Consider the following 19,438-nt stretch of genomic DNA (forward strand, 5'->3'; position numbering starts at 1 on the left):
AACCTGGTCAACCATCGAGGAACAGCGGCTCGACAAGGGGGCATGCGACATGCTGGGAGATCGCCTGCGAGAGCTGCGCCAGCATCACGGCCTGTCGCTGCGCCAGCTGGCCGCGGCCGCCGACGTGTCCCCCGCCCTGCTGAGCCAGATCGAGAACGGCGCCACCAACCCCAGCCTGACCACCTTGCGCAAGCTGGCCGGCGTCTTCGACGAGTCCATCGCGAGCCTGTTCACCGAGCCCGACGCCCCCGCCGTCCATGTCAGCAGGCCCGGCCGGCGCAACCGGCTGTCCGCCCCCGCCGGGCAGGTCTCCTACGAGCGGCACACCCCCGGACGCGGCGAGCTCGAGGTGCTCGAAGCCCTGATGCAGCCCGGCGAGGCGAGCTCGATCGAGCCGCGCGGCCATCCGTCCACCGAGTGCGCCCTGGTGATCGACGGCACGGTCACCGCCGAGGTCGACGGGGCCAGGTACGAGGTGGTCGCGGGCGAGTCGATCACCTTCGACTCGCGCCTGCCACACCGATACGTCAACGACACCGACCGCACCGTTCGCCTCGTCATCGCCGTCACTCCTCCGACGCCCTAGACCCGGCGCGGCCTCCGTCCGCCACCGGCCGCCGGACCGCTGCCGATCGGGCGTGCGAAGGTAGAGCCATGAAGACGCTGCCCATCGACGAGGAGTACCTGCGCGACGTCCTGCTCGAGCTGCTGCGCACGCCGAGCCCGTCCGGCCGCACCGACGCCGTCATGCAGATCGTCGGCGACCGCCTGACCGAACTGGGCGTGCGCATCCGGCTGACCCGGCGCGGCGTGCTGCGAGTGACGCTGCCCGGCGAGGGCGGGCCGGGCGGGGCGAGCCGGGCGGTCGTCGTGCACGCCGACACCATCGGCTGCATGGTGAAGCGGCTCAAGGAGAACGGCCGGCTCGAGGTCGTGCCCGTCGGCACGCACAGCGCCCGGTTCGCCGAGGGCGCCCACGTCACCGTCTTCACCGACGACCTCAGCGACCTCCACACCGGCACCGTGCTGCCGCTGATGTCCAGCGGGCACAACTTCGGCGACGCCGTCGACACCCAGGGCGTCGGCTGGCACCAGGTCGAGGTGCGGCTGGACGAGCCGGTCGAGAGCCGGCAGGACCTCCTCGACGTCGGCATCTCGGTCGGCGACTTCGTGGCGCTCGACGCCGCGCCGCAGATCACCCCGAACGGCTACGTCAAGGCGCGGCACCTCGACGACAAGGCCGGCGTCGCCGCCTGCCTGGCCGCCGTCAAGGCCCTCCTCGACGACGGCCGCTCCCGCCCGGTCACGGCGCACCTGCTGGTGACCATCGGCGAGGAGGTCGGCATGGGCGCCACACACGGCCTCGACGAGTACGTGGCCGAGCTCGTCGCCGTCGACAACGCCGTGGTCAGCGAGGGGCAGGAGTCGCGCGAGGACACCGTCAACATCGGCATGCTCGACTCCACCGGCCCGTTCGACTACCACCTGACGCGGCGGCTGATCGGCCTGTGCGAGAGCAACGAGCTGCCGTTCCGCCGCGACGTCTACCGGTTCTACCGCTCCGACGCCGCGCCCGCCATCGAGTCGGGCCTGGAGTGCCGCACCGCGCTGATCGGCTTCGGCGTCGACTCCAGCCACGGTCACGAGCGCACCCACCTCGACGGCATCAGGCGCACGGCCGAGCTGCTGACGGCGTACCTCACCAGCCCGCTGACGTTCAGCGAGTGGGACGACCGTCCCACCGGCGCGCTGGCCGACTTCCCCAGCCACAGCGTGCAGCCGGCCGAGCCCGAGCCCGACCGCTACCCCGGCCGGCACTGAGCCGGCGGCGTCAGGCGTCCTTCGCCTCGGCGGCCCGCGCCTTCACCGTCGCCGCGTAGACGTCGACGTACTCCTGGCCGGACAGCTCCATCAGCGCGTACATGATCTCGTCGGTGACCGACCGCAGCACGTGGCGGTCGGTCTCCATGCCGTAGTAGCGGCTGAAATCCAGCGGCGGGCCGAACTTGATGCCCGGGCGCATGCGCTTGGGGATGACCCGTCCGGCCGGCTGCATCTCCGCCGTCCCGATCATCGCCACCGGGACGACGGGGACGCGGGCCTCCAGCGCCATGCGGGCGACGCCGGTCTTGCCGCGGTAGAGCCGGCCGTCGGGTGAGCGGGTGCCCTCGGGGTAGATGCCGAGGAGGTCGCCGCCCTCGAGGATCTGGACGGCCGTGCGCAGCGCCGCCTCGCTGGCCCGCCCGCCGGAGCGGTCGACCGGGACGTTGCCCATCCCGCCGAAGAACACGCGCTTGAACCACCCTTTGACACCGCGTTCGGTGAAATAGTCGCTCTTGGCGAGGAAACTGACCTTACGGTCGAGAACGAGCGGCATGAAGAAGGAGTCGACGACGGTGAGGTGGTTGCCCGCGAGGATCGCGCCGCCCTCGGCGGGGACGTGCTCCACACCCTCGGCCCAGGGCCGATAGATCAACCGCAGGATCGGCCCGAGGAAGACGCTCTTCATCAGCCAATAGAACACGTCGGAACACTACCGCCAAAGCGCGCGGCGGACGACGGGCCTCGCCCGCGCGGCCGGATCGGGCGCATGCGACGATGCTGGTTGCGAGGGCCGGCGCGGGAAAGGGAGGGACGCGATGCTCTCTGAGGGCGAGGCGGTCGACTCGATCGAGCCGTACCGGCACGACGGCGGCCCCGTCGGCGTGCTGCTCTGCCACGGCTTCACCGGCTCGCCGGCCTCCCTGCGCCCCTGGGCCGAGCAGCTGGCCGGGCTCGGCTACAGCGTCGAGCTGCCGCGGCTGCCCGGCCACGGCACCACCTGGCAGGACCTCAACGTCACCGGCTGGCCCGACTGGTACCGCCGGGTCGAGCGGTCGCTGCTCGACCTCGCCGAGCGGTGCGAGCAGGTCGTCGTCGCCGGCCTGTCGATGGGCGGCTGCCTGGCGCTGCGGCTGGCCCAGGAGCACGGCCCGCTGGTGCAGGGGCTCGTCCTGGTCAACCCGGTCGTCACCAGCGCCGACAAGCGGCTGCTGGCGCTGCCGCTGCTGCGGCTGATGCGCCCGTCCGTGGCGGGGTTGTCCGGCGACATCGCGATGCCCGGGCAGGACGAGCGGGCCTACGACCGCACCCCGCTGCAGGCGCTGTGGTCGCAGACGAAGCTGTGGCAGCTGGTCCGCCGCGACCTCGCCATGATCACCCAGCCGCTGCTGCTCTACCGCAGCGCCGACGACCACGTCGTCGACGCCACCAGCGCGCCGGTCATCCTCTCCGGCGTCTCGTCCACCGATGTCGCCGAGGTCGTCCTGCGCCGCAGCTACCACGTCGCCACCCTCGATTACGACGCGCCGGAAATCTTCTCCGGCGCCGCGGCGTTCGTCGAACGAGTGACATCGAAGAGGAACCGGGGCCTGCCGCGATGAGCCGAGACGACGACCAGACCTGGGCCGAGCTGATCGACTCGTTCCACGCCTCCCCCAGCGACGGCGACCAGCCGTGGCCCGCGGCCGAGGAGCTGGGCCCGGACGAACGTCTCGACGAGCCGCGCCCCGACGACTTCCGCGACGCCTCCGTCACGCTCGGCCCGCTGGCCGGTGGGCGGGGCGGCCCCGGTCCCGATCCCGATCCGGCGGCGCCCGCGCCCGGCATCGACGACGCCGCCGCCGAGGAGGCGGCCAACCATTTCGTCCCGCCGCCGCCGGCCCCGATCCCCCGCGGCGACCGCGTCCAGCAACTGGCCTGGGCCGGAGTCATCGTGCCGCCGATCGCGCTGATCATCGTCGCGATCATGTCCTGGCGCCCGTCCGACGAGATCGTCTTCCTCGCCGTCGTCGCGTTCGTCGCCGGCTTCGTCACACTGGTCGCCCGCATGCGCGGCCACCACCCCAACGACCCCGACGACGGCGCCGTCATCTAGCTGTGATGTCCAGGCAGGTTGTCCAACCGGCTGATGGGTGGAAGGCCACCGAGGGCTGAGTGGGGCCTGTGGTGGTTGTACTGGTGCAGCCATCCTGGCAGTGCGGCTCGGCGGGCGTGCTCTGAGCGGTAGAGCTTCTTGTAGGCCCAGCTGTCGGACAGGACCCGCTCGATGGTGATACCGCGGTCGGCGGTTCCGGTCACCTCGCTGTCGACCGAGGTAGCGCCACCCGCCGCCGTCGGGGATGTTCCCGAACTTGGTGACATCGACATGGATCAACTCGCCCGGCTGCTCACGCTCATACCTGCGAGCTGGTTCGCCGCTCACCCGGTCGATGTGGGAGAGCCGGCACCGCCTCAGCACCGCATGCACGGTCGATGCCGCCATGTTGAGCTTCGCGGCGATCGGGACCGTCCCGAGCCGCTGCTTCCACCGCAGGTGCACGATCTTGCGCACCACCGGGGCCGGTGTCCTGGCGTGCTGGGTGTGCCGGGCCGAGGATCGATCGGCCATCCCCGCCAGCCCCTCGTCTCGAAGGCCTCCTCGGAAGTGAAGCGGTTCCTCGACAGCTCCACTCCACAACCGGGAGGCCTTCACCCATCTACCACAACGCCGTAACCGATCGCACAACCTGCCTGGACATCACATCTAGCGCGGCAGCGTCAGCTCCGCCACCACCGGGAAGTCGTCGCAGGCCGCGCCACCCACCTGACGCCCGGGCACACCGAGAGCGCCCCCGCGGCCCGACAACCATGTCCGCGGGTTGACATCAGGGCCAACGGTTGGCGCTCAGGTCAACCCCGCGAACCCAACCCTCCCCGGCCCCGCGGACCCAGCGGCCGGTCACCTGAGCAGCAGCTCCGCCACCACCGGGAAGTGGTCGCTGGCCGCGCGCACGTCCGGGGTGTCGACGACGCGGTAGGAGGTCACCTCGGCGCCGCGGACGAAGATGCCGTCAACGCGGCGCCGCGGCCGCGCCACCGAGTACGTCGGCGTCGGGTCCGACGCGCCCGCGTCGGCGTACTGCGAGGCCAGCCGGGTCCACGTCGACGCCTCGGGCGGCTCGTTGAGGCCACCGCCGAGCACCGTCACCGGCAGGTCGAGGCGGTTGACCAGGCCGGTGAGGTCGGTCAGGTGCCGGGCCCGCTCACCGGCGTCCAGGCCGAGGTGCAGCGAGCCGGCCCCGAACGCGACGCCGTCCTTCTCCAGGCGGGCCAGCACCAGGCCGCGGCGGGTCAGGCCGGGCGTGCGCCGCAGCCGGTGCTCCTGCACCTCGCGCAGGTCCACCCGGACGGCCGTGAACAGCGCCGTCCCGCCGGTGGAGCCGCCGCCGGCCGCGTACAGCAGGTCGGCCCGGCGGGCGAACGACGCCGCCCGGCCGCGCCACAGCACGACCCGGGGCAGCTCCTGGATGAAGACCACATCCGGGTCCAGCTCCCGCAGCACCCGCGCGACGGCGGCGCCGTCGTCGCGCAGCCCGCGGACGTTGTAGCTGACGACCCGCAGCTCGACGCCGGTCACACCCGGGCGAGGTCGGCCGCGCCGATGACGCCGGCGTCGTTGCCGAGCGTCGCCACCCGCACCTCCGGCTCCGGCCGGTGACCGGCGCCGGTGGTGTTCTTGCGCAGCGCCTCGACGGCCGGGCGGAGCAGGAGGTCGCCGGCCGCGGACACGCCGCCGCCGATGACGAACGTCGCCGGGTCGAAAACCGCCGTGAACGAGCCCATCGCCTCGCCCAGCCAGCGCCCGACCTCCGCGATCAGCACGATCGACAGCTCGTCGCCGGCCTGGGCCAGCTCGGTGACCATGGGGCCGGTGATGCGCTGGACGTCGCCGCCGGCCCGCTCGAGCAGCCGCTCGGCCGACGGCAGGCTGGCCGCCTCGCGCGCCTCGCGGACCAGCGCGGTGCCGCTGGCGTACGCCTCGATGCAGCCGCGCAGCCCGCAGCCGCAGAGGTGGCCGTCGGGGACCAGCCGCATGTGCCCGAGCTCGGCCGCGATGCCGTGCGCGCCGCGGTAGATCTTGCCGTCGAGCACCACGCCGCCGCCGACGCCGGTGCCGATGGTCAGCAGGATCATGTCGTCGACGTCCTCGGCGGCGCCGAAGCGGAACTCGCCCCAGGCGGCCGCGTTGGCGTCGTTCTCGACGACGGTCGGCAGGCCGGTCGCCGTGGCGACCTGGTCGCGGACCGGGATGTCGCGCCAGGCGAGGTTCGGCGCGAACAGCACCCGGGAACGGGCGGAGTCGACGAACCCGGCCGACCCGACCCCGACGGCGTCGACGTCGTGCTGAGCGGCCAGCTCCTTGGTCACGTCGATGATCGTCTCGACGATCGCACCTGGATCGTGCGACGGCGTCTCGCGCCGTGCCCGCGCCCCGATGACGCCCTTCTCGTCCACGACACCGGCCGCGATCTTGGTGCCGCCGACATCGACCCCGATGGTGAGGCTCACTCGTTCACTCCCTCGACCCGCTTCTTCAGCTCTTTCAGAGCCGTGTCGATGATGACCTTCTCCGCCTTGCGCTTCATCAGCCCGAGCATCGGGATCGAGACGTCGACCGTCAGCTGGTATGTCACCTCGGTGCTCGCGTCGTCGACGGCGGCCAGCGCGTACGAGCCGTCCAGCTCGCGGATCAGCCCGCCCTCGACCAGCGTCCACCGGACCTCGTCGTCGCCGTCCCACTCGTAGGACAGCGTGTAGCGGTCCTTGATGGGGCCGGCGTCGAGGACGAACTTCGCCTCGCCCGGCCGCCCGGTGTCCTCGTAGACCGTCAGCACCTCGACCTCGCGCACCGACGCGGTCCATTCCGGGTACGCCTCGAGGTCGGCGATCACGGCCATGATCGCGGCCGGGGTCGCGGCGACGACGATGCTCGACGTGGTCTGCGCAGCCATGTGTGAAAGTGTCCCATCAGCCGGACGGCGGAGATCGCAGACTATCGAGCCGGCGGCAGCCGCGGCACGCCGGCCGGTCGTCCGTGCTCCAGCCGGTCCTTCAGCTCGTGGACGCGCGTCTTGAAGGCGACGGTGTACCGGCGGGCCAGGCGCTCCGGCCGGGCCCGCGGCGACGTCGGGTCGGCGCGCAGGAACCAGTGCACCAGGACGCCGTCGCCGTACCGTTCCAGCCACAGCTCGGTGCTGCCGGCCAGCTCGCCGCCGATCGTCCAGCGGACGCCCTCGAGGCCGCGGTCCTGCTGGACGGCGAGCGTCAGCCGCGGCCACCAGGCGCGCGCGACGGCGGGGTCGCGGACGTACGCGGCCAGCTCGGCCCGCTCGGCGACCACGAACGTGTCGTCCATGAGATCGATCGCCGGGGCCATCAGCGCAGCCTACGGACGTGATGGAGGTCATGTCACAATCCGTGCCGCGCATCGGTCCTAGTAGTAGGAGCGATCGCGAGGAGTGCGACATGCCCGACCTGACGAGACACCGGCTGGTCACCGCGGTGGTCGGCCTGGCCGACCGGCACGGACGACCGGCCCGGATCCGCGGCCCGCGGCGGTGGACGGACCTGTTCGTCCCGCTGGCCGTGGTCAGCTTCCTGCTGGTGCTGGTGTCCGGAATGCTGCTGGCGTTCTGGTTCGAGCCGTCCATGCGGCCGGTCGTCTACGCCGGCGACTACGCGCCGCTGCGCGGCGTGACGATGTCCGAGGCGTACGCGTCGACGGTGCGCATCTCGATGGAGGTGCCGGGCGGCCTGCTGGTCCGCCAGGTGCACCACTGGGCGTCGCTGGTGTTCATCGCGGCGCTGTCGGCGCACCTGCTGCGGGTGTTCCTGGCCGGCGCGTTCCGCGGCTACCGCCGCCTCGTCTGGCTGATCCTGCTGGCGCTGCTGGTGCTGAGCATCGCCGAGGCGTACCTCGGCCACTCGCTGCCGGACGACCTGCAGTCCGGCACCGGCCTGCGGGTCACCGAGGGGTACCTGCTGGCCACGCCGGTCGTGGGCACCTGGCTGTCGTGGCTGGTGTTCGGCGACGAGTTCCCCGGCGACCAGATCATCGGCCGGCTGAACACTGTGCACGTGTGGGTGCTCCCGGTGCTGATCGTGGGCCTGGGCGCCGCCTGGGCGCTGCTGGCGTACCGGCGCTGGCGTGCCGCGCCGCCGGCCGACGGCGACCCGCCGCGGCGGTACGCCGTCCGCATGGGCGGGCTGGCGCTGGTGGTCTCCGGCGCGATCGTCGCGATGTCGGCGCTCGTGCAGGTCAACCCGGTCTGGCTGTGGGGGCCGTTCGACGCCTCGCAGGCGCCGGCCGGCAGCCGTCCGCCGTGGTATCTCGGGTTCCTCGACGGCGCGGTGCGGCTGATGCCTCCGTGGGAGGTGGACGTGTTCGGCTACACGCTGACGCTGAGCGTCCTGATCCCGGTCATGGTGCTGCCCGGGGTGCTGCTGGGGACGCTCGCGCTGTACCCGTGGTTCGAGCAGTGGGCCACCCGCGACCGCCGCGACCCCGACGTCCTCGACCGGCCCCGCGACCTGCCGGTGCGCACCGCGCTGGTGGCGGCGTTCGTCGCGTTCTACCTGGTGCTGTGGATCGCCGGCGCCACCGATGTCGTCGCCACGCTGCTGCACGTCCCGCTCGACCCGCTGGTCCGGTTCCTGCAGGTGGCCGTCGTCGTCGTGCCGCCGCTGGCGTTCTGGGTGACGAAGCGGATCCTGCTGGGGCTGCGGCTGCGCGACCTGGACGAGCTGCGGCACGGGCACGCCACCGGCATCGTCGTCGTCAGTCCCGAGGGCGGGTTCAGCGAGCTGCACCGGCCGCTGACGGCTCAGGAGGCGCAGCGGCGGGCGCCGCACGAGGCACTGGTGCCGGCCGGCGCCGTCGCGGCCTCCGACGAGCACGGCGTCCCGAACCCGCGCTACCGAGCCGACCGGCCCCGGGCGCTCGCGTCGCGGTTCTACTTCGCCGATCTTCCCGGCAACCGACCCGTCTCCGGCGACGTCCAAGTGAAGGAGCATGGTTGACTCGTCCCCGGAGGTGCGCTCATGTCCCTGCCCCGCGTGGCCGGCGCGGTGCTCGCCGGCGCGTTGCTGCTGGCCGGCTGCGGTTCCGCGGCCGACCACGGGACTGACGACACATCCACCGGCACCCCCGCGGCCGGCGCCCCGTCCACCGAGGCGCCGGCCGCCGATCCGGGGCCGGCGCCGCGCATCGACGTCGTCGCCGACCTCGCGCCCGCCGACGCCGGCACCGTCGCGGCATCGGTCAACCAGTTCGGCTTCGACCTGCTCGGCCAGCTGAGCGACGGCACCCAGAACACCGTCACCTCCCCCGTCTCGGTGGCGTCGCTGCTGGCCATGGTGCTGGCCGGAGCCGGCGGCGACACCGCCTCCGCCATGGCGGGCACCCTGCACCTCGACGACCCGCGTGACGTCCGGGTCGGTGCCCTGCTGGACCAGCTGGCCGACACCACCGACGTCACGCTGGCGCCGGCCAACGCGCTGTGGACGCAGCAGGGCGTGCCGTTCGAGGCCGACTACCTGTCCTTCGTCCGCGACTCCTTCGGCGCGACCATCGACGAAGCCGACCTCGGGTCGCAGGACACCGCCGACGACATCGACGCCTGGGTGCGCGACGCCACCGAGGACCGCATCGACGGCATCGCCGCCGACCTCGGCCTGCCCGACCCCGAGGCGGCGCTGGTGCTGGTCAACGCGGTGCACTTCCTCGGCACGTGGACCACGCAGTTCGACCCCGCCGACACCCAGACGCAGGCGTTCACGCTGCCCGACGCGAGTACCGCCGACGTGCCGCTGATGTTCCTGCGCGAGCAGACACTGCCGTTCGTCCAGCGCGACGGCTATTCCATGCTGCGGCTGCCCTACGGCGCCGACGGCCGCTACGGCATGGAGATCCTGCTGCCCGACGACCCCGCCGGCCTGCCGCGGCTGCTGTCGTCCCTCGACGCCGCCGAGTGGTCGGCCGCCGTGGGCGCGCTGGCGCCACTGGAGCTGCAGACCGTCGCGGTGCCGAAGTTCGAGCTCGAATGGGACGCCGACCTCGGCGACGCGCTGACGGCGCTCGGCATGGGCCCCGCCTTCCAGAACGCCGACTTCCGGCCGATGTCGGCCTACCCGCAGGCGCTCGACACCGTCGTGCACAAGACCTACATCCGGGTCGACGAAGCCGGCACCGAGGCCGCGGCCGTCACCGGCGGCGTCACCCGCAGCTCGGCCGGCCAGAGCTTCCGCGCCGACCGTCCGTTCGCGTTCACCATCTCCGACAGCCAGACCGGCGCCATCGTCTTCCTCGGGGCGGTGACCGACCCGCGCGGCTGAGGCACCACGGTTGGGGGCGACATGTCGTACACCCGGTTGATCGCTGGCCTGCTGGCCGGCGGGATCCTGGCCACGGCCTGCGGTACGGCCACCGCACCGGACACGCGGCCCACCGGCGGCCCCGCGTCGCTGCGGCTGGTGGCCGACCTCGACCCGGCCGACGCCGGCGCCGTCGGCGCGTCAGTCAACCAGTTCGGTTTCGACCTGGTGGCCCAGGTCGGCGACGGCACCGAGAACATCGTCACGTCGCCGGTGTCCGCGGCCGCGCTGCTGGCCATGGTGCTGGCCGGGGCCGGCGGGCCGACGGCGGACGAGATGGCCGCAGTCCTGCACCTGGAGGACTCCCGCGACGTCCGGGTCGGCGCGCTGCTGCGCGAGCTGGCCGACACCGACGACGTCACGCTCTCCGTCGCCAACGCCCTGTGGGCACGCGACGGCTATCCGTTCACCGACAGCTACCTCGCGTTCGCCCGCGACTCCTTCGGCGCCACCGTCGACGAGGCCGACCTCGCCTCGCAGGACACCGCCGACGAGATCGACGCCTGGGTCCGCGAGCAGACGGAGGACCGCATCGACGACATCGCCGCCGACCTCGGCCTGCCGAGCGGCGACGCCGTCCTCGTGCTGCTGAACGCGGTCTACTTCCTCGGCACCTGGACCACTCAGTTCGACCCCGAGGACACCCGCGACGGCGGCTTCCGGCTGGCCGACGGCACCACGGTGACGGTGCCGATCATGCATCTCCCCTCGACCTCCCTGTCGCTGGCTCAGCGCGACGGCTACTCCATGCTGCGGCTCCCCTACGGCGAGGACGAGCGCTACGCCATGGAGATCCTGCTTCCCGACGACGACAGCGCGCTTCCGGACCTACTGGCGTCGCTCGACGCCACCGAGTGGGCCGCCGCCGTCGGCGAGCTGCGGGAGCAACACGTGAGCGAGCTGGCGCTGCCCCGCTTCGAGCTGGAATGGAAAGCGAACCTCAACGAGCCGCTCCGCGCCCTCGGCATGCACGACGCGTTCGGCGGGGGTGACTTCACACCGATGTCGCCGGAGAACCCGTTTCTGGCCACCGTCGTGCAGAAGACCTACCTATGGGTCGACGAGGCCGGCACCGAGGCGGCCGCCGTCACCGGCGGGATGATGGCGGAGTCGGCGGGCAGTGGGTTCCGCGTGGACCGGCCGTTCGCGTTCACCATCTCCGACAGCCAGACCGGGACGATCCTGTTCCTCGGTACCGTCGCCGACCCGCGCGGCTGACGGCCGCGATGTCCGTTTCGACGGCGGAATGGCACTGCCCGAATCGCGCCTATAACGTACTTCCGGCGGGTGCGCGACCCGAAGCGAAGGCGGCGTCACAGCGTCACAGTCAGTTTCCGACCCGTCACTGCCAGTGACGGACGGCCCTGTGGCCCGGATCACGTTTTTGCCATCTCGAACTACGGGCACATGCCGCGATTCGGAACTCGTGGATCGAAGTTTTACGGCAAACTGCCGCCTGTGAGTGTGTGGGCCCCCGATTCCGTCCAGCGTCATTGGCATGGCGTGGCCGTCGCGCGCCCCGGCATGCTCGCACTCGTCATCGCCCTGACCGGGTCGGCCCGCAGCGTCGTCACCGACTGGTGGTGGCTGGGCGCACTCGCCCTCGTCGCGCTGGCGGCGGCCATCTCCGAGCGCATCCTGCCGCGCACCCGCGTGCGCGTGGCCGCGGAGATGGCGCTCGCGTCGATCATCGTCGGACTCGGGCTGCCCGAGGCCTACCTCGCCCTGCCCTACCTGCTGGTGCCGGCGTTCGCCGCCGGGCTGGCCGGCAGCATCATGGGCACCGCCATCACCACGCTCACCGGCGCGATCGGCCTGGCCATCGGCAACGTACTGGCCGGCGGCAACCTGATCGAGCTGCCCACGTTCGGCAGCGTCTCCGTCTGGGTCGTCATCATCTTCGCCACCGGCGCCATCGGCGCGTGGGTGCTGCGGCTCGACAGCATCCAGGTCGCCGACGGCGGACGCTACGCCGCCGCGTACCGGCTGCTGTCCGAGCTGCGGGTGGTGTCGCGCCGGCTCTCCGTCGGCCTCGACCCGGGCACGCTGGCGGAGGGCCTGCTCGACAACGTCGCCGGGCCGCTCGCCGTTCGCCGGGCCGCGCTGCTGGTGCGGCGCGAGGGCGGCAACCTGTTCCCGCTCGCCCACCGCGGCGAGGACGACGGCTGGCTGCTCGGCGCCGAGCGCGACCCCGTCGTCCTCGAGGCGTGGAGCAGCGAGACACCCGCCTGGACCCCCAACGGCCGCCGCGGCTACCGCGTCGTGCTGCCGCTGCGGGTCGGGTCGCGCACCATGGGCGTCATCGTCGCCGACGTGCCCGACCAGGTCTCGTCCGACGAGCTGCAGGTGCTCGTCGGGTCCACCGACGAGGGCGCGCTGCGGCTGGAGACCGCGCTGCTCTTCGACGAGGTGCGCGAACTGGCCACCCGCGAGGAGCGGCGCCGGCTGGCCCGCGAGATCCACGACGGCATCGCCCAGGAGCTGACCTCGCTGGGCTACCTCGTCGACGACCTCATCGCGCGCACCACCGACGCCGACGCGAAGTCGCTGTCGACCACCCTGCGGCAGGAGCTCACCCGCATCCTGTCGAACCTGCGGCACTCGATCTTCGACCTGCGCAGCGACCTCGACCACGACGGCGGCCTCGGCACGTCACTGTCGGCCTACGCCCGTCAGGTGGGCGCCCAGGCCGGGCTGAAGGTCCACCTCGTGCACCAGGAAGAGCACGATCGCCTGCGCCCCGAGGTCGAGGCCGAGCTGCTGCGCATCGGCCAGGAGGCCATCACCAACGTCCGCAAACACGCCAAGGCGAAGAACCTGTGGGTGACCGTCGCGGTCAGCCCGCCCAACGCGCAGATTCGCGTCGTCGATGACGGCATGGGCATGCGAGAGCAGCCACGTGGCCGCTACGGTCTGGAGATCATGGCCGAGCGGGCCCGGCGAGTCGGCGCAAAGCTCGAGATCACAGACAGGCCCGAGAGCGGTACGGTCGTCGACGTATCCCTCGGCAACGTTTCTGGAGAGGGGTAACAACCGTGCCCATGTCGGTCATGCTCGTGGACGACCATGAGCTCATCCGCCAAGGCCTGCGCCGCGCCTTCGAGCGAGACGCCGGATTCACCGTGGTCGGCGAGGCGGCCACCGTCGCAGAGGCGGCGAAGCTCGCTGAGGCCACACAGCCCACGGTGGCGGTCATCGACATCCGGCTGCCCGATGGCAGCGGCCTGGAGCTGGCTCAGCGGCTCCGGGAGACCCGCGGCGACATCGGCCTGGTCATCCTCACCATGTACGCCGGCGACGACCACCTGTTCGGCGCCCTCGACGCGGGCGCCTCGGCGTTCGTGCCGAAGAGCTCCCCCAGCGACGACGTCGTCGCCGCAGCCCGCCACGCCGCCGCCACCCCGTCCGCCTTCGTCGCCGACGGCCTGGCCGAGGCCATGCAGCGCCGCCTGCACCCCACCGGGCCGCAGCTGACCCGGCGCGAGCGCGAGGTACTCGACCTCCTCGCCGACGGCCTCGGCGTGTCGAGCATCGCCCGCAAGCTGTACATCAGCGAGTCGACCACGAAGACCCACGTCTCGAAGCTCTACGACAAGCTCAACGCGTCCAACCGGGCCCAGGCGATCATGGCCGCCGTACGAGCTGGGCTGTTGAGCCATGGCGAAGAGGCGCAACCGGGGTAATGTGACACCAGGACGCGCTTCCGTGACATCGAGGCGGTTCCTGTGACACTCCGTGACGCGCAGTCACCGACTGTGACGGACGTCCCCCGTTCGGTCGATACGTAAGTAGACGCTCGCTCCATCGACCCCGAAGTCATCTGACCTCATCCTTGATGTAGGCCGGTATAGACCTGCCGGTTTGAGGTTGAGAAGTCCGGGGGTGATCGACCATGCGTGACGCACTACGGGAACGGAGTTCTCTACGCATCGAGAGCGCTCTGATGCGGCTGGCCGTGTTCGCTGTGATCCTGGCCGGCACGTGGTTCATCAGCTGGCAGTTGGCGCACGCCATCAGCGTCGGCTGACGTCGCATCGATCAGCGGTTGCACCGCGAGAGCAACCGGTGGAGCGAGCGCCCGTGACAACGGCGTCACGGGTGCCTCGTCCGGTCCTCTGGCCTGGAACGAATAGAGCCGGACGCCCGTGGGGGCGCCCGGCTCTCGCTGCGTCTGGGGTCTTGGGCGCGTTCGGGTCGTTCTCGGTCAGCCCGGCCGGGTGGCGCCCGCGAACGGCATGAGGTCGACGTCGTCGACGCTCACGACGTCACCCGGGTGGGTGGCGTGCACGATCTCGCCGCCACCGATGTAGATGCCGACGTGGCTGATGGGGCTGTAGTAGAAGACGAGGTCGCCGGGCTCGAGCTGGCTCTTCGAGACGCGGGTGCCGACGCCGATCTGGGAGCCGGACGAGCGCGGCAGGCTCACCCCGGCCTCGGCCCAGGCGGCGGACGTCAGGCCGGAGCAGTCCCAGCTGCCGGGTCCGTTGCCGCCCCACTCATAGGGCTCGCCGAGCTGCGCCAACGCGAAGTCGACCACGACGCCCGCGCGGCCGGACACCGGCGGCGGGTCGGTCGGGGTGTCCTCGTCTTCCTCGGCCTCGTCGTCCTCGCCGCGGTCGGGGATCTCGGCGTTCTCCTCGCGGTCCTCTTCCAGCTGCTCGAGCTCTTCGGCCTCGAGCTGGTCGAGGATCTCCTGCGCGTCGGCCAGCAGCCCTTCGACGGTCGCCTTCTCGGTCTCCAGCGTGGCCTCGACGGCCTGCTGGCGGGTCAGCTCTTCGTCGGCCATGAGGCGAGCCGTCTCGTAGCTGCGGCTCACGTCGGCGGCGCTGGCCAGGCTCTCGGCCTGCTGGCCGGCGAACGCGTTCATGACCGACGACTGCGCGAGGAAGTCTTCGGGGCTCTCGGCCAGCAGCGTCTGCAGGGTGGGGTCGACGATGCCGCCGGAGCGGTACGTGGCCGCGGCATACGCGCCGATCTGCGCCCGCACGGCGTCGACGGCCGCCTGTTGCCGCTCGACCGACGCCTGCGCCCGCTCGATGCGGCGCTTCACCTCGGTGAGCTCGTCAGTGGCGGCGTTGTACCGCTCCGTCGCCTGCTCCGCCTGGTGGTACAGGCTGTCGACCTGTTCCCTGACCTCGGAGATCGTCGGCTTCGGGTCGGCGTTGCTCTGGTTGATGAAGGCCATGCCCCCAGCGACGCTGACCGCGGTGGTGCACAGCACGACAAGCGCGCGGCGCGGACGGCGGGGGTGACCACCTGGCTCAGGCACTCTGGTCCTTCCTCGGGGCGGGATACAGGCACCTGGGCCGGGAGCCTAGCCAGCCTCACGCGCCTCCCGCAAATCCCTGGCGGGGGTTTCGGTCGAATTTCTCGCCGGGGTGTCACTCTCTGTCACGACCAGACGCAACGGCGGCACCAGGCCCGCGTCGGCGAGCACACCGAGCGCCTGGCGCTCCTCACCACCCAACTCGGTGTCGATGGGCCCCAGGAGCACCGAGACCACGCAGTCAGAACACGCCAGGCCGCGCATCTCGCAACGGTCGCAGTCGATGTGCATGACGTCCCTCCCATTCGCGCCTTCGCGGTGAGCCGTCCTCCCCGCTGATCAAGAACGTTAGGGGCAGGGTCCGACAAAGTCGGTGTGCGACCGGTGTCTGCGCTGGTGGGGCCCGTGTTACCAGAGTGATTTCTGCGGCTCGTGAGGATCGCTGAACCATCTGGCTGGCAGGTTGGTGGGCCCAGGACACCAGTGATCCGCCAGCCATCGGCGGCCACGCTCCAGGCCGGTCTACTGCCGGAGCAGGCCGATCAACGCGACCGCCTCGACGCTGCGCACGCCGGGTCGGCGGACGCCGTCGGCGACCTCGCGGTCGGACGAGACGACGATGACGGGGCGGCCCTGCGGCTCGGCCCGCACCAGGCGCCGGATCAGCTCGTCCGCCGTCTGCCCGACCGGGCTGAACCGGACCCGGATCCCCGTCCCCGCGACCGGCGGCGGCACCGTCACGTCCGCCCCGTCGAAGACCAGGGTGACCTCGGCGCCCGTCCGCGCCGACACCGCCGCGAGCCCCTGCGCGAGCCGTGACCGCTGGGCGTCCAGCGGCATGGTCGGCCACGCGGCCTTGGTGACGTTGTACCCGTCGACGACGAGGTGGACGCGCGGCAGGGACAGCAGCTCGTCGAGGTAGCCGGGCTCGTCGGCCGCCCGGGCGCGGCCCACCGCGCCGCCGTCCAGAGGGCTGCCGGGGACCACCGCCTCGACGGTGTCGGCGGGGGCCAGCGTGGAGGCCGGTAACGCCAGCTCGCGGCGCAGCCCCGCCGCGGCGTCGCCGAGGGTGTCCAGGAGGAGCGCCAGGCGGGCGGTGCCGAGGCCGCGTTCGGCCCGTCCGCTGCGGCGGGCCGCCTCGAGGGCTGCCTCGGCGTCGGACAGGCGGGTGCGCAGCCGGCGGACCTCGGTCTCGGCGGCGCGGAGGGCGGCGCGGGCGTCGGACAGCTCGCGGCCGGCCTCCTGCTGCTCGTCCTGTTCCTGCTGACGGGCCTCACTCAGCCGCTCGCGGGTCTCCTGGATGCGCCGCCGCAGCATGGTGTTCTCGGCCTTGACGCGGTCGATCTCGGCCCGCATCGTCGTGCGCAGCTCCCGCGTGGCCGCACGGGCCGCGTCGAGCTGTTCGCGCAGCCGCTCGGCCGCGGCCGCCTCGCGGGTGAGCCGGGCCGCGTCGTCGCCGTGACGGACGGAGGCGGCGGCGGTCTCGACCATGGCCTCCCAGCCGTCCGGCCGCAGCAGGTAGGCGAGGACGGCGACGTCGACGGGGTCGGCGGCGGCCGGCGCGGTGCCCGACTCCAGCGCCTTGGCGAGGGCGGGGTCGGCGGTGCACGCGGCGTCGAGGACGCGGCGGCGAAACCCCGGCTCGGTGTCGAGGGCCGACGCGATGGCGCTGCCGCCGAGGCGGGCCCGTTTGGCCGCCGCGAACTTCGCGACCGGCCGCAACACCGCCGGGACGTCGCCCGCGGGCAGCACGCCCAGCACGTCCGACCCCAGTGCGACCAGCCGCGACCGCACCGCGTCGGGCAGCGTGCTCACGCGGAGTCTGGGCGCGCGACGAGCTCCACCGTTCCCTCACCACCGCACCACCGGCAGACCACCCGCTCGACGGACTCGGCGAGCACGTCGGTCTCCTCGACCTTCGGGTCGCCGGCGAGGTCGACGTGGACGAACTCGCGCACGCGGCTGGACCGCACGACGTCGAACCGGGTCAGGTTGCCGCACTGCGCGCAGCGCCACCGGGTGGTCTCGGACGGCTGGGGAACGGGCATGGGCTGCTCCTCGGCGTCGGGTCGTCGGACGTGTTCCCGCCCAGCGTAGGCCGTCCGACGGCGGGTCGTGCCCGGAGATTGTCAGTGCCGGTGCCTACTGTGCGCATCAGGTGGCCGACCGACCGAGAGGGGTGCGACATGACGGCCGTGGCCATCCAGGGCACGCTCGACGAGATCGGCATGCCGCTGGTCTCCACCACGTTCGTCGTGGTCGACCTCGAGACGACGGGCGGCGGGCCCGACGGCAACGAGATCACCGAGATCGGGGCCGTGAAGGTCCGTGGCGGCGAGGTCGTCGGCGAGTTCGACACGCTGGTCCGCCCGGCGTCGTCCATCCCGCCGTTCATCGCCGTGCTCACCGGCATCACCGACTACATGGTGGCCGGCGCGCCGCGCATCCAGTCGGCGCTGCCGGCCTTCCTCGAGTTCGCCCGCGGCAGCGTCCTCGTCGCACACAACGCGCCGTTCGACGTCGGGTTCCTGAAGGCCGCGTGCGAGGTCACCGGCACCCTCTGGCCCACGTTCCAGGTGCTCGACACCGCGCGGCTGGCCCGCCGGGTGCTGTCGCGCGACGAGGCCCGCGACTGCAAGCTGTCCACGCTGGCCCGGCTGTTCCGCGCCTCCACCACGCCGAACCACCGGGCGCTGGCCGACGCCCGGGCCACGGTCGACGTGCTGCACGGGCTGCTCGAGCGGCTCGGCAACGTCGGCGTGCACACCGTCGAGGAGCTGGCGCTCTGGCAGAGCAAGGTCACGGTGGCGCAGCGGCAGAAGCGGCACCTGTCCGAGCAGCTGCCGCACGCGCCCGGCGTCTACCTGTTCACCGCGCCCGACGGCGAGACCCTCTACGTCGGCAAGAGCAAGGACATGCGCACCCGCGTGCGCACCTACTTCACGGCGTCCGAGACCCGGCCGCGGATGACCGAGATGGTCTCCATCGCCACCGGCGTCACCGGCATCCAGTGCGCCACGCCGCTCGAGGCCGAGGTCCGCGAGCTGCGGCTCATCGCCGAGCGCAAGCCCCGGTACAACCGGCGGTCGCGGTTCCCCGAACGCGGCAGCTGGCTCAAGCTCACCGTCGAGGCGTTCCCGCGGCTGTCGCTGGTCCGGCAGGTCCGCGACGACGGCTCGGCCTACCTCGGGCCGTTCGGGTCGCGGCGCATCGCCGAGGCGGCCATGACGGCGGTCCACGAGGCGGTGCCGATCCGCCAGTGCACGCAGCGGCTGTCCGCGTCACCGTCGTCGGCGGCGTGCATCCTGGCCGACATGGGCCGTTGCGGCGCGCCGTGCACGGGGGCGGAGTCGGCGGCGGAGTACGCGGTGCACGTCGACCAGGTGCGTACGGCGTTCACCGGCGATCCCGGCCCGCTGGTGCGCCGGCTGCTGGAGCGCATCACGGTGCTGGCCGGCCAGGAACGCTACGAGGAGGCCGCGGTCCGGCGCGACCGGCTGGCCACGCTGGTGCGGTCGCTGGTGCGATCGCAGCGCATGGCGTCGCTGGCGTCCGTGCCGCAGCTGGTGGCGGCGCGGCGACGTGAGGTGGGTGGGTGGGAGCTGCACGTCGTCCGTCACGGCCGGCTGGCCGGCGCCGAGGTCACCCCGCCCGGCGTCGACCCTCGCCCGGCCGTCGAGGCCCTCGTCGCGACGGCCGAGACGGTGCAGCCGGCGCCGTCGCCGCTGCCCGCCGCGACCGCTGAGGAGACGGAGTGCGTGCTGCGCTGGCTCGAGACCCCCGGCACCCGGCTGGTCCGCGTCGACGGCGTCTGGACGCTCCCCTGGCCCGGCGCGGGCGCCTACACCGCCGTCGCCGACGCCCGCGACGACGATCAGCGCGCCGCCCGCCCGTTCGCCGACCGGCGTCCCCTGCGGCCACTGCGCTAGCGGTAGTGTC

General features: G+C 72.4%; 20 protein-coding genes and 1 pseudogene. 11 read left to right on the forward strand and 10 right to left on the reverse strand.

The window, feature by feature from the left end:
• The first annotated feature begins 49 nt into the window (after positions 1-49).
• Positions 50-586 carry a helix-turn-helix domain-containing protein gene (locus BLU82_RS16865; RefSeq protein ID WP_092622319.1) on the forward strand — a complete coding sequence of 179 codons (537 nt, stop codon included), beginning with the start codon at positions 50-52 and terminating at the stop codon, positions 584-586.
• A gap of 68 nt (positions 587-654) precedes the next feature.
• Positions 655-1,821 carry an osmoprotectant NAGGN system M42 family peptidase gene (locus tag BLU82_RS16870; RefSeq protein ID WP_092622320.1) on the forward strand — a complete coding sequence of 389 codons (1,167 nt, stop codon included), beginning with the start codon at positions 655-657 and terminating at the stop codon, positions 1,819-1,821.
• Positions 1,822-1,831: 10 nt separating this feature from the next.
• On the opposite strand, the gene BLU82_RS16875 is transcribed toward BLU82_RS16870, so the two are convergent.
• Positions 1,832-2,524 carry a 1-acyl-sn-glycerol-3-phosphate acyltransferase gene (locus BLU82_RS16875; protein ID WP_092622321.1) on the reverse strand — a complete coding sequence of 231 codons (693 nt, stop codon included), beginning with the start codon at positions 2,522-2,524 and terminating at the stop codon, positions 1,832-1,834.
• A gap of 115 nt (positions 2,525-2,639) precedes the next feature.
• Here BLU82_RS16875 and BLU82_RS16880 point away from each other — a divergent pair, with 115 nt between their 5' ends.
• Positions 2,640-3,422 carry a carboxylesterase gene (locus BLU82_RS16880; RefSeq protein ID WP_092622322.1) on the forward strand — a complete coding sequence of 261 codons (783 nt, stop codon included), beginning with the start codon at positions 2,640-2,642 and terminating at the stop codon, positions 3,420-3,422.
• On the forward strand, positions 3,419-3,916 hold the full coding sequence (locus BLU82_RS16885) for a hypothetical protein (RefSeq protein ID WP_092622323.1): 498 nt from the start codon (positions 3,419-3,421) through the stop codon (positions 3,914-3,916). Before BLU82_RS16880 ends, BLU82_RS16885 begins: the two co-directional genes overlap by 4 nt.
• Here the strand turns inward: BLU82_RS16885 and BLU82_RS35710 are convergent.
• The 5 genes and pseudogenes from BLU82_RS35710 to BLU82_RS16910 form a co-directional block, all read right to left on the reverse strand.
• A pseudogene (locus tag BLU82_RS35710) lies at positions 3,913-4,546 on the reverse strand (integrase core domain-containing protein). The gene BLU82_RS16885 and the pseudogene BLU82_RS35710 sit on opposite strands and share 4 nt — an antisense overlap.
• A 213-nt stretch (positions 4,547-4,759) precedes the next feature.
• A complete protein-coding gene (locus BLU82_RS16895) occupies positions 4,760-5,437 on the reverse strand; it encodes an endonuclease/exonuclease/phosphatase family protein (RefSeq protein WP_092622324.1) in 678 nt (225 codons plus the stop codon).
• Entirely contained in the window at positions 5,434-6,369 is a 936-nt protein-coding gene (locus BLU82_RS16900) for an ROK family glucokinase (RefSeq protein WP_092622325.1), read from the reverse strand. Before BLU82_RS16900 ends, BLU82_RS16895 begins: the two co-directional genes overlap by 4 nt.
• On the reverse strand, positions 6,366-6,812 hold the full coding sequence (locus BLU82_RS16905) for an SRPBCC family protein (RefSeq protein ID WP_092622326.1): 447 nt from the start codon (positions 6,810-6,812) through the stop codon (positions 6,366-6,368). Before BLU82_RS16905 ends, BLU82_RS16900 begins: the two co-directional genes overlap by 4 nt.
• Before the next feature lie 41 nt (positions 6,813-6,853).
• The gene (locus BLU82_RS16910; protein ID WP_092622327.1) at positions 6,854-7,237 is read right to left on the reverse strand and encodes a hypothetical protein; all 384 of its coding nucleotides are present in this window, start codon (positions 7,235-7,237) and stop codon (positions 6,854-6,856) included.
• Between the two features lie 89 nt (positions 7,238-7,326).
• Here BLU82_RS16910 and BLU82_RS16915 point away from each other — a divergent pair, with 89 nt between their 5' ends.
• From BLU82_RS16915 to BLU82_RS36000, 6 genes are all read left to right on the forward strand, one after another.
• A complete protein-coding gene (locus BLU82_RS16915) occupies positions 7,327-8,880 on the forward strand; it encodes a cytochrome b N-terminal domain-containing protein (protein ID WP_172885630.1) in 1,554 nt (517 codons plus the stop codon).
• Between the two features lie 21 nt (positions 8,881-8,901).
• Entirely contained in the window at positions 8,902-10,194 is a 1,293-nt protein-coding gene (locus tag BLU82_RS16920) for a serpin family protein (protein WP_092622329.1), read from the forward strand.
• Between the two features lie 21 nt (positions 10,195-10,215).
• Positions 10,216-11,451 carry a serpin family protein gene (locus BLU82_RS16925; protein WP_092622330.1) on the forward strand — a complete coding sequence of 412 codons (1,236 nt, stop codon included), beginning with the start codon at positions 10,216-10,218 and terminating at the stop codon, positions 11,449-11,451.
• 285 nt (positions 11,452-11,736) lie between these two features.
• Positions 11,737-13,263, forward strand: a complete 1,527-nt coding sequence (locus BLU82_RS16930; protein ID WP_083289285.1) for a histidine kinase — start codon at positions 11,737-11,739, stop codon at positions 13,261-13,263.
• An 11-nt stretch (positions 13,264-13,274) separates the two neighbouring features.
• Positions 13,275-13,916 (forward strand): response regulator transcription factor, encoded by a 642-nt coding sequence (locus BLU82_RS16935; protein ID WP_069115275.1) that lies wholly within the window; start codon positions 13,275-13,277, stop codon positions 13,914-13,916.
• Positions 13,917-14,125: 209 nt separating this feature from the next.
• Positions 14,126-14,260 carry a hypothetical protein gene (locus BLU82_RS36000; RefSeq protein ID WP_255367077.1) on the forward strand — a complete coding sequence of 45 codons (135 nt, stop codon included), beginning with the start codon at positions 14,126-14,128 and terminating at the stop codon, positions 14,258-14,260.
• 177 nt (positions 14,261-14,437) lie between these two features.
• Here BLU82_RS36000 and BLU82_RS16940 read toward each other — a convergent pair whose 3' ends face one another.
• The 4 genes from BLU82_RS16940 to BLU82_RS16955 form a co-directional block, all read right to left on the reverse strand.
• Positions 14,438-15,418 (reverse strand): NlpC/P60 family protein, encoded by a 981-nt coding sequence (locus BLU82_RS16940; RefSeq protein ID WP_157741068.1) that lies wholly within the window; start codon positions 15,416-15,418, stop codon positions 14,438-14,440.
• Positions 15,419-15,547: 129 nt separating this feature from the next.
• The gene (locus BLU82_RS16945; protein ID WP_092622332.1) at positions 15,548-15,790 is read right to left on the reverse strand and encodes a hypothetical protein; all 243 of its coding nucleotides are present in this window, start codon (positions 15,788-15,790) and stop codon (positions 15,548-15,550) included.
• A gap of 231 nt (positions 15,791-16,021) precedes the next feature.
• Positions 16,022-17,314 (reverse strand): NYN domain-containing protein, encoded by a 1,293-nt coding sequence (locus BLU82_RS16950; RefSeq protein WP_092622333.1) that lies wholly within the window; start codon positions 17,312-17,314, stop codon positions 16,022-16,024.
• Entirely contained in the window at positions 17,311-17,547 is a 237-nt protein-coding gene (locus BLU82_RS16955) for a hypothetical protein (RefSeq protein WP_053206007.1), read from the reverse strand. The genes BLU82_RS16950 and BLU82_RS16955 overlap by 4 nt, the downstream gene beginning before the upstream one ends.
• A 138-nt stretch (positions 17,548-17,685) precedes the next feature.
• Here BLU82_RS16955 and BLU82_RS16960 point away from each other — a divergent pair, with 138 nt between their 5' ends.
• Positions 17,686-19,428, forward strand: coding sequence for a DEDD exonuclease domain-containing protein (locus BLU82_RS16960; protein WP_092622334.1), 1,743 nt, complete (start codon positions 17,686-17,688; stop codon positions 19,426-19,428).
• The last annotated feature ends 10 nt before the right edge of the window (positions 19,429-19,438 follow it).

It is taken from the genome of Jiangella sp. DSM 45060, assembly GCF_900105175.1.
Classification (GTDB): domain Bacteria; phylum Actinomycetota; class Actinomycetes; order Jiangellales; family Jiangellaceae; genus Jiangella.

What these genes read in the sequence shown, in the direction of transcription:
- BLU82_RS16885 (WP_092622323.1), top strand. Translation starts at nt 3,419, where the DNA reads ATGAGCCGAGACGACGACCAGACCTGGGCCGAGCTGATCGACTCGTTC.
- BLU82_RS16880 (WP_092622322.1), top strand. Translation starts at nt 2,640, where the DNA reads ATGCTCTCTGAGGGCGAGGCGGTCGACTCGATCGAGCCGTACCGGCAC.
- BLU82_RS16935 (WP_069115275.1), top strand. Translation starts at nt 13,275, where the DNA reads ATGTCGGTCATGCTCGTGGACGACCATGAGCTCATCCGCCAAGGCCTG.
- BLU82_RS36000 (WP_255367077.1), top strand. Translation starts at nt 14,126, where the DNA reads ATGCGTGACGCACTACGGGAACGGAGTTCTCTACGCATCGAGAGCGCT.
- BLU82_RS16955 (WP_053206007.1), bottom strand. Translation starts at nt 17,547, where the DNA reads ATGCCCGTTCCCCAGCCGTCCGAGACCACCCGGTGGCGCTGCGCGCAG.
- BLU82_RS16960 (WP_092622334.1), top strand. Translation starts at nt 17,686, where the DNA reads ATGACGGCCGTGGCCATCCAGGGCACGCTCGACGAGATCGGCATGCCG.
- BLU82_RS16940 (WP_157741068.1), bottom strand. Translation starts at nt 15,418, where the DNA reads ATGGCCTTCATCAACCAGAGCAACGCCGACCCGAAGCCGACGATCTCC.
- BLU82_RS16910 (WP_092622327.1), bottom strand. Translation starts at nt 7,237, where the DNA reads ATGGCCCCGGCGATCGATCTCATGGACGACACGTTCGTGGTCGCCGAG.
- BLU82_RS16920 (WP_092622329.1), top strand. Translation starts at nt 8,902, where the DNA reads ATGTCCCTGCCCCGCGTGGCCGGCGCGGTGCTCGCCGGCGCGTTGCTG.
- BLU82_RS16925 (WP_092622330.1), top strand. Translation starts at nt 10,216, where the DNA reads ATGTCGTACACCCGGTTGATCGCTGGCCTGCTGGCCGGCGGGATCCTG.
- BLU82_RS16870 (WP_092622320.1), top strand. Translation starts at nt 655, where the DNA reads ATGAAGACGCTGCCCATCGACGAGGAGTACCTGCGCGACGTCCTGCTC.
- BLU82_RS16865 (WP_092622319.1), top strand. Translation starts at nt 50, where the DNA reads ATGCTGGGAGATCGCCTGCGAGAGCTGCGCCAGCATCACGGCCTGTCG.
- BLU82_RS16905 (WP_092622326.1), bottom strand. Translation starts at nt 6,812, where the DNA reads ATGGCTGCGCAGACCACGTCGAGCATCGTCGTCGCCGCGACCCCGGCC.
- BLU82_RS16915 (WP_172885630.1), top strand. Translation starts at nt 7,327, where the DNA reads ATGCCCGACCTGACGAGACACCGGCTGGTCACCGCGGTGGTCGGCCTG.
- BLU82_RS16945 (WP_092622332.1), bottom strand. Translation starts at nt 15,790, where the DNA reads ATGCACATCGACTGCGACCGTTGCGAGATGCGCGGCCTGGCGTGTTCT.